This window comes from Thermoflexibacter ruber (assembly GCF_900113045.1).
Taxonomy (GTDB): Bacteria; Bacteroidota; Bacteroidia; order Cytophagales; family Thermoflexibacteraceae; genus Thermoflexibacter; species Thermoflexibacter ruber.
Genome location: NZ_FONY01000084.1, coordinates 1 through 6545, shown reverse-complemented (window position 1 = coordinate 6545; position 6545 = coordinate 1). Strand labels below are relative to the sequence as shown.

Annotated in this window: 7 protein-coding genes; 1 reads left to right on the top strand and 6 read right to left on the bottom strand. The window is 35.9% G+C overall.

The genetic code is table 11. The annotated features are described in order from the left end of the window. Positions 1-306: 306 nt before the first annotated feature. The 6 genes from BM141_RS21900 to BM141_RS21875 all read right to left on the bottom strand — a co-directional run bounded on the left by BM141_RS21900 (position 307) and on the right by BM141_RS21875 (position 6212). A complete protein-coding gene (locus BM141_RS21900) occupies positions 307-657 on the bottom strand; it encodes a hypothetical protein (protein WP_091549566.1) in 351 nt (116 codons plus the stop codon). 141 nt (positions 658-798) lie between these two features. Then, entirely contained in the window at positions 799-2835 is a 2037-nt protein-coding gene (locus BM141_RS21895) for an RHS repeat domain-containing protein (RefSeq protein WP_091549571.1), read from the bottom strand. Positions 2836-3019: 184 nt separating this feature from the next. Further along, on the bottom strand, positions 3020-3571 hold the full coding sequence (locus BM141_RS21890) for an REP-associated tyrosine transposase (protein ID WP_091549570.1): 552 nt from the start codon (positions 3569-3571) through the stop codon (positions 3020-3022). A gap of 137 nt (positions 3572-3708) precedes the next feature. Next, a complete protein-coding gene (locus BM141_RS21885) occupies positions 3709-4566 on the bottom strand; it encodes a hypothetical protein (protein ID WP_091549569.1) in 858 nt (285 codons plus the stop codon). A 7-nt stretch (positions 4567-4573) separates the two neighbouring features. After that, a complete protein-coding gene (locus BM141_RS21880; RefSeq protein ID WP_177217513.1) occupies positions 4574-5782 on the bottom strand; it encodes an RHS repeat domain-containing protein in 1209 nt (402 codons plus the stop codon). A 124-nt stretch (positions 5783-5906) separates the two neighbouring features. Continuing rightward, positions 5907-6212: a hypothetical protein gene (locus BM141_RS21875; protein WP_091549567.1), complete on the bottom strand. Its 306-nt coding sequence runs from the start codon at positions 6210-6212 to the stop codon at positions 5907-5909. 90 nt (positions 6213-6302) lie between these two features. On the opposite strand from BM141_RS21875, the gene BM141_RS21870 reads away from it, so the two are divergent. Continuing rightward, the coding region (locus BM141_RS21870; protein ID WP_143091071.1) for a hypothetical protein at positions 6303-6545 on the top strand (243 nt) is incomplete at its 3' end.

Here is a 6545-nt window from a genome sequence, read left to right as displayed (position 1 = left end):
AGGAGTTTGATATGCTCTTGCATTTGCAAATATTCTACCTCAGATATAGTAACAGTTTTCATATTTCATTTTTTTTACTTGCAAAAATAAGTATTTTCTGCCAAAACTTAAAAAATTAGGCTTAAAGACCTCATTTAGATAAAATCCGGAATAAAAAGGCAAAATTTATTTGTCTAACTATAACCTGCTCACTATCAAAAAATAAAACTTACCTTTCATGCTTACGCACCTACAAGCCAATGAGAGATTGGCAAAGTAAAGTGTCGTAGACTTGCTTATGCAAAACTATACGCAGAACGGGGGTGATTATAAGGAGCGTGGAATGTGTACTTCACTAACAAAAATATGACCTAATACCCACTTATCTTGTTCCTGCAATAAAGTTAATTCTACTTTAAGCATTTTCATGTTAAACCCGATTAAAAAAATAGTATACAGATGTTTATATTTAGAGTTATTAAAAGCAACAATGCTGAATAATATTTTATTTCTTAATAAATCTACTACATGAGTATTAGATAAATATATTTCTTTTGCCACTTTGTAGCTTTTATCATGCCTTGAATATATCTGATTGATAATTAATAATATTAAAAAACCTGAAATAGCAATTAAAAAGCTAATTAATGCTTTTGTTAATAAAGAGATTTCTAACATAAATTTAAGATTTGTCTTGTTACATAAAATTGATGATTAAAAACTTAGGGAATTTTTCTTTAAAAGCTCAAGTTCAAATAAGGAATATTTTTGTTTTAAATTGTTTTACTCCCTAAGTATTCAAATTAATAAATTGATTATTTATTTACCAATTAAAGTTTTTTTAGCTGAGAATTGGAATTTAATACCAAGAAATGCAGCTAACTCTACTCCAAAATCTGTTGTAGTTTTAATTGTAGGTGATTGTGAGCCTTGAAATTCAAACTCAACTGTTCCAAAACCTACATTTACAGCAGTCTGCCCCTTATTTTTTTCTTTATCAAAACCATGTTCAATCATTATATCCATTCCTACCCCACCTATAGTACCAATCGTTGGTAAACTCAATCCCCCTCCTGATTGTACTATCCCATCTTTCCACCAATTAACAAATGATAGCTTAGGAATAAGTTTGCCTTGCTCTTTATTTATTGTTATCCTTAAAATTACCTTAGAGTTTCCCTTTATAAATCCACCAATGGAAGATAGAAAATCTGCTTTAAGTGCAAAATTCATCCAACCCAAACTAATTTCTGCTTCTGATTCTAACTCTACATTTATTAATTGATTAACAACTTCTACTACTTTCAAAAAACCTTCTTTAATTGGATTAGGTGTTGGTGGCTCATTTGGGGGCAGTGGTGCTGGTAGATTATTAGATTTACTTTTTTTGCCTTTCCCTTCATTATCACCTCCGCCATTGCCATACTGCTGTTGCAACTGCCTAAACATATTTTGAGCATCTACACCTGTATATCTCGTTCCCCATGCCGTTTCGGTAACATCCCTCCCCGTCGGGTCTATGTACCTCAGCGGGTTGTTATTCAAGAAACTATACCCACTTACATTTACATACCTATCCCCATGAGGGTCAAGGGTAGTAGTCCTACCTGTCTGATAGTCATAGCTTCTGGCACTGAAATCGTAGTGATGTAACCCAAGTTCGGTTTGCTTCTCTTTGCCATTGAAGGTAAACTTATTCTCCTGATTTACATTCTGCACATAATCCAAGCCCTTCATATTCAGCCCAAAAGGATAATAGTGATTTTCTTGCACTACCATAGCCGTAGGCTTGTCAGTAATCTCTATCTTCAAATCATCAAACCAAGTGTAAAACACTGTATCTGGCTCTGTGCTGATGACGTATGCCTCTACCCTGACTTGTTGGGTAGTAGTAAAGCCTATGGCTAACTCCTCCCATGCGGTTTCCCCTGCCAGGGTTACAGGCTGCTCGTAAGTTTGTACGATAGAAGCTCCTGCGTATAAGTTCACTACCAACTTTGCCTGTGGGGGTGTGCTGAGGCTCTGCATTCCCAAGAGATTCATCTGCCCTAAGTCGCCTTGGTAAGGAGTCGCTGGGTCTTCCTTTGCCTTCCTCTGCAAAGATAGGGTTTTTCCTATAATTTGCCCTATGCCGATGAGATTTATTCGTGGCGGCGAGGGCGGAATGATGATCTCGCCGATGTTTTGCTGGGCTTGGGCAGGGATAACGACCACAGGGCTATTCAGGGTCAGACGGTTAGGAGGAAGAACAGGCTTTTCTCTCTTGTCTTGGTCTTGGACGGTACCGCCTGCTTGGGCTATCATGTATTGGACTACTTGGGGGGGAGTCTGCCAAGTAGCCCGCACAGATACCCTAACACTGCTGTTTGCGTTAGCGGTGAGGGAATTGTTAGAGCTATGTAGGTTGCCTACCCTGAGTTTATTTTTGTTTAGCTTGACAGAATTAGTGGAGCGGTAGCCACTGGTATTATCTCTGGCTTGAGCGATGTTGTCAAACTGTGCATTTTCTGTAGTAGGTACAGAAGAAGGTGTAGTTTCTGCGGTCATGACGATGGTCTGCGAGCTAATAGGTGCATTTTGCCTATAAGAGAGCCTTGCATTGCCGAGGTGGTCTTTGTAGGTGTATTCGTAGGTTTCTGGAGAGCCGAAGGTCTTGCCTGTGAGGTTTACTATCCTGCCTTCTTCGGTCTCCATGAAGAAGTCTTCGGGAGCAGCACCCACTTTGGTATAGACGAAGCTGCCTATGTAGTCGGTAGTGGTGGTTACTCCAGCTTCCACGACGGTTTTTCTCAGCTTTGCTCCGCTGCCGTCATAAACGTAGTGGATGTAGTTATTTGCATCTTTTTTGATGAGCATAGGCAGGTTTAGGTGGTTATAGGTTATCAGGCTAATGCCCTTGTTTAGGTCAGCGATGAGGTTGCCGCTGTGGTCATAGGCATAGTCATCACCCGTTCTGCGTAGAGTTTAGCGAAGCGACTCTACGCAGTTTAAACAGCAAATCTCCAGATTTGCGTAACGGGCGCAAGCTAAAAAGCTTCTTTCAAAGAAACAACACTTCTAATAAACCTTTCTCGCCTGCATAATTCCTTGCGCTGCTATACAAATAATCCCAAGGGTTTTCTACCCAACCTTCTTCTACTGGGTTATTATGTAGGTAGTCCAATTTTTGTGCGCCAAACTTTTCTGTAAATATCTGCTCTGGGTGATTGTCCTGCTGCCAAAATTGGTGCAAGGTATTCCTTGAATTTTTCTTTGCTGCTTGCTCAAAAAGCCAAAGTATCCATTCCTTCCGACTTTCGGGGTCTTCTTGCATAGAACGAATGATTTGAGAAGCAGTAAATTTCTTAAAATCTCTCAAAATATCACTCAAATTGAAGCCTTCTTTTGCTCTGAGAATCAAATGAATATGGTTTGTCATCAAGCACCAAGCAAATAAATCCAAGCCTTTCTTCTCTTGGCAAAATTTTAGGCTTTCAACTACTATATCTTTGTAGCGTTTTCTTGTGAACACATCTATCCAATAAACTGTAGCAAAAGTTACAAAGTAAACCCCATCTGGGTCATCTATGGCATAAGGGCGTGAATCTTTCATTGCTTTTTACCCGCAAAATAAAGAGATTTCTGCAAATAAAAGCACTTTTTTGCTTGCGCCTATTACGCCAATCGGAGATTTGCTTTTAAAACTGCGTAGAGTTGCTTCGCTAAACTCTACGCAGAACGGGGGAAAATCTAATCTTCTTTTTTATAGAGAATATTTGGAAAATTTGGAAGTTCTTTATAAATAAGTTGTGTAAATAATGATAGGTGACATTTGTAGTTATTAATTTCAGGGGTTAAAATTTTTTCTTCACCACATTTACAAAATGTTTCACTACTTATCAAGTCAATTATATTTTCTAAGTTTTTCTCTGAAATATCATAGCCCTTTAATAGATTATCCTGACACTCCTTGTTGCAGATAATGAATCGTTCTTGTATGATATTAGTATGAAAAAATGAAGACTTATAGATTATGGATTTGTCTTTAATTCCAATCTTTTTTAAAGGCTTCAAGTTGTAATCCAATAATGAGATACTTTTAATATAAGTCCAGTCTGTTTTTTTTATAAAGTATCTATTCCTATAGTTAGTACCTATATCAAAGAAAAGATACTTATTAAGGCTTTTAATGAATATGAAAAAACCACTAAAATCAGCATGGAACCTCTCATTATTCAATGAAGAAATAGTGAATAAAACAATTTCGTCAAAATGATGGAAATACAAAGAAAATTTATCACAATCACCTATTTTTTGGTTATCAATAGAAACTATTTGATGATTTTTAAATCCCACCAAAATGCTTTCTTTTCCTTTTTTTGACTTAATTATCTTAAATTTTTGGAAATCAAAATGATTGACTTTTTTTTCCTCATCAACAAAAACTTCCGTCATATCATTAATGGAATCACGAAAAATAGTGTAAACATCTTTTAATGTAAGATTAGGCTTCAAATAAATGATATTTGATGGTTTTTTATGCCTTAACTCAAATTTTTCATGGGAAAACATCAATAATGATGCTATCAATAGAATTGTTTTCAACATATAAGTTTTATTTATTATTTTGAATACTTTGTAATATTATTGGCATACCAATACCTTGTAAAATAGGTATAAGTTTACCTAACTCTGTAAATTCTCCATCCTGCGTGATTTGTAGCCAACCTCTACGATAGTCACTTGGATTAGTTAAATACAGTGGATAGGATTTATTTACATATTTCCTTGCTTTTGGGCTATCAATGATTTGCTGAGAAAACCAATCATATTTCTTTTTAGTTTTCTTATCTGTTCCCTTAAAACTATATTTATAAGAACCAACACTATAATCTTGATTCATAAATAAATTGAATTTATTTTTCCTACCTAAATCAAAAAGTTGTCCTAAAAGTTCAGCAAATGAAAGTTGTCCTTCTTCTTCTGGCAATCCTGAAAAACAAGACCTAAAAAGTAGATTTGCATTATTATTATTAGCCATACAACTTGCTATGATTTCTAAACTTTCAATCCAAGATTTGTACGTTGAATGAGTTTTTCTTCTTGTTTCTGGATTAAGATATTTTTGTACTGTTGAACTAAAAAGACCCTTGTACTCATCTAAGGGGTCTAATTCTATGTAGCCAGCATTGCCATGAGTACTGATGACAAGATTTTGTATATCATCTCCATACTCATCTCTATACTGTTTTACTTTATCAGCAGCATCTTGAATATTAGTAACACTTATGCTATTCCAATTATTATTCTCAGGTGCATTATTTACTGCATCTCTAAAATCTTGATAATCCGCACCTTGAATAAGGATAATTAAATTACCTGTTTTGTCTTTCGGTTCTTTCTTTGGTGGTGCAGGCGAAGGAGTAGGTGATGCCAAACCCGTTGGGTCATTAAACATCACTGGATTATTATACCCAAACTGATAAGGATTAATCCCTGTAAACAAGTCTGCCAGTGGGTCTATCTGGTGAAACCTCCCTAACTGTGGGTCGTAACTTCTAAACGCTGTTTCATGCCAGTGGAGGTTGAGCTTGGTTTCCTTCTCTGTTTGTCCATTGAAAGTAAATTTATTCTCCTGATTTACAGTTTGCACATAATCCAAGCCCTTCATATTCAGCCCAAAAGGATAGTAATGATTTTCCTGTACCACCATAGCCACTGGCACAGCACTCAGCTCTATCTTCAAGTCATCAAAATAGACCTCAGTCCCTCCTTCATACTTCATGTAGGCGACTATGCTGGTTGTGCCTACTGGCAGGGTCATGCCGATACTCAGCGTTGCACGCCGCACTCCTCCCATGCCGTTTCCCCTGCACTGCTTACGTACTGCTCTTGGGTGCTGATGAGGGGATTCCCATCATAGACCTCCAAGACTAAATTGGGAAGGATTAAATAAATGCAATAATTTCAAATAAAATAATTGTTAAGCATAGCCAAACTGCCACAAAAGAATGTTTTACCAATTTTTCAGTATTATCAGGTTTATACTTATTCAAATATATACCTAAAATTAATGAATTAATAAAACCGCAAAAAAACCAAATACTGAAAAGATAGTTTCCTATATCAGACATTGGATTAGGAAATAGCAACTTCCTTACTAAAAAGTATAGTATCCAAATTCCAAAATATGCTCTAAGATTTAATGATAGGATTACAATATCAGGCAAATCTTCTTTTTGTTTTATATCCATTGTAAAAAGATTTAGTAACCGATTGTGCTAGTTTGGAATTTTCAGTAAAAAAGGTTATCTCTAAGGTGCAACCATAAAAAGAGATAACCTATGCACCAAATCGCAATTGATTCAGTATTCAAAGATAATATAAAAGAGTTAAATTTATCAGATTTTCTGACCCTTACTTTTTTCATTATAGATGAAATTTACAAAGAAGTCGGTCAGTTAGTTGAACGTTCGGGACCTAAACCAACTTTTTCGGATAGTGAAGTGATTTGTCTAAATCTTGTCGGTCAAATGGTTTGCGATTCTGAGAAGGCTTGGTATAAAATAGTCAAGAAGAACTACTTA